The organism is Streptomyces monticola, assembly GCF_042665355.1.
Classification (GTDB): Bacteria; Actinomycetota; Actinomycetes; order Streptomycetales; family Streptomycetaceae; genus Streptomyces; species Streptomyces monticola.
Map to the genome: position 1 here is coordinate 1 of NZ_JBHTCF010000066.1, position 769 is coordinate 769.

At 62.3% G+C, this 769-nt stretch carries 1 protein-coding gene; it reads left to right on the forward strand.

The features are described 5' to 3' along the window. Window positions 1-769, forward strand: a 769-nt coding sequence (locus tag ACFQVC_RS42450) for an adenosylhomocysteinase (RefSeq protein ID WP_381842151.1), incomplete at both ends; no start/stop codon positions are given.

Genomic DNA, 769 nt, shown 5'->3' on the forward strand with positions numbered 1-769 from the left:
TCGCTTCGGAGATCCGTGGTGTGACGGAGGAGACCACGACGGGTGTGCACCGGTTGTACGAGATGCACCGGGACGGGACGTTGTTGTTCCCGGCGATCAATGTCAATGACGCGGTGACGAAGTCGAAGTTCGACAACAAGTACGGCTGCCGGCACTCGTTGATCGATGGCATCAACCGGGCCACGGATGTGCTGATCGGTGGCAAGACGGCGGTGGTGTTCGGTTACGGCGATGTGGGCAAGGGCTGTGCGGAGTCGCTGCGCGGTCAGGGTGCGCGGGTGATCGTGACGGAGATCGACCCGATCTGTGCGCTGCAGGCGGCGATGGACGGGTACCAGGTGGCCACGCTGGATGATGTGGTCGGTATCGCGGACATTTTCGTGACCACGACGGGCAACAAGGGCATCATCATGGCGAGCGATATGGCCAAGATGAAGCACCAGGCGATCGTGGGGAACATCGGTCACTTCGACAACGAGATCGATATGGCCGGTCTCGCGCAGATCGAGGGGATCGTCAAGGACGAGGTCAAGCCGCAGGTGCACACCTGGACGTTCCCGGACGGCAAGGTGCTGATCGTGCTGTCCGAGGGGCGGCTGCTGAATCTGGGCAATGCGACCGGGCATCCGTCGTTCGTGATGTCCAACTCGTTCGCGGACCAGACGCTGGCGCAGATCGAGCTGTTCACCAAGCCGGAGGAGTACCCGACCGATGTCTATGTGCTGCCCAAGCACCTGGACGAGAAGGTCGCCCGGCTGCACCTGGACGC